2 protein-coding genes are annotated in these 1,181 nt (G+C 30.8%); both read right to left on the bottom strand.

Going from position 1 to position 1,181, the window contains the following annotated elements:
• Window positions 1-110: 110 nt before the first annotated feature.
• A complete protein-coding gene (locus DWZ53_RS11055) occupies window positions 111-434 on the bottom strand; it encodes a transposase (protein WP_118434210.1) in 324 nt (107 codons plus the stop codon).
• Window positions 383-1,181, bottom strand: a 799-nt coding sequence (locus DWZ53_RS11050) for a transposase (RefSeq protein ID WP_199589215.1), incomplete at its 5' end; no start/stop codon positions are given. The genes DWZ53_RS11055 and DWZ53_RS11050, both read right to left, overlap by 52 nt.

Here is a 1,181-nt window from a genome sequence, read left to right as displayed (position 1 = left end):
AAAAATCAATAGAAAAAACATAATTTTCTTATTGATAATTTCAGGCACACAAAAAAGTGTCTAAAAAATTATTTTTTTAAAACACAGGTAAATATTCGATTGTAAAGATATTAGTTTATAAATTCTTTATCAGGATTATGCAATACAAACCAAATATATCGAATCAGTTTAACTGCACAGTGTCCAAGAGCATTGTAATGTGATTTACCTTGTGCCCGTTTCTTTAAATAGTAGGTATTTAGATTCTTATTATGAAGTCGTACATTATTGGCTGCCCATATCAATGCATAGCGAAGCATTTTGTTTCCTCTTTTACTCATTCTGGTTTTAGATGCCATAAAGGTGCCGGATTGTCTGACCACAGGATCTAATCCTGCATAAGCTACAACCTTTTTAATAGAGTCAAAACGTGATATATTGATAATGGCAGACATGATGTAGGCAGTTCTATAGAATTCAAACCATCGATTTTGTGCAATGGGGATTGACGAGGGATGGGGTGATTTTCAATTTCACTATTGACCTCATCTATCTGCTTTTTTAAATGTTCTAGTGTTTCGATAGTTTGTTTGATTTTTAAAGCCAATGCAGATGAATCAAATCCAATAGATGATTTAGAAGTTTCTTTCATTTTAATGATTTTATCACTGTTGAATTTTTTGCCAGAAGCATCAGAAGCTATTTTTATAAGATGATCAATTCTAACTTTAGATATGCGACTGGCAGTAGGATATACCTTTAATATAGCTCTAATAGCTTTAGAATGGATACTTGATTTAGAAATAACAGATTCCAATTCAGGGAATACGCGATCCAAATAAGTTAAAAGTTTAATTTTTAGTCTGGAAGATTCTGATATTAAACTGTCACGTTGGCTGCACAGTTCTTTCAAATCATTAATGTAGAATTCTTCTTGTATCAAGTCATGGTATGAAATCATTAAGAAACGAGCGATAGATTTAGAATCGATATTATCATTCTTAGCATCGCGAATAGATATCTTTCTGAATCTAGATGTTTGAATAGGATTAAGTAAGTAACATTGAAAATCCTTTTCAGTTAAAAAGTTAAATAAGCTTTGATGATAATGGGCAGTAGATTCAAAACCTACTACACAGTCATCAAGTTTAGAAATATGAGATAATAATGAATTAAAACCTTTGACATTATTATCGAAGTGA

Source organism: Coprobacillus sp. AF33-1AC (genome assembly GCF_003475785.1).
Lineage (GTDB): Bacteria > Bacillota_I > Bacilli_A > Erysipelotrichales > Coprobacillaceae > Faecalibacillus.
This window is presented reverse-complemented; position numbering and strand designations above follow the sequence as displayed.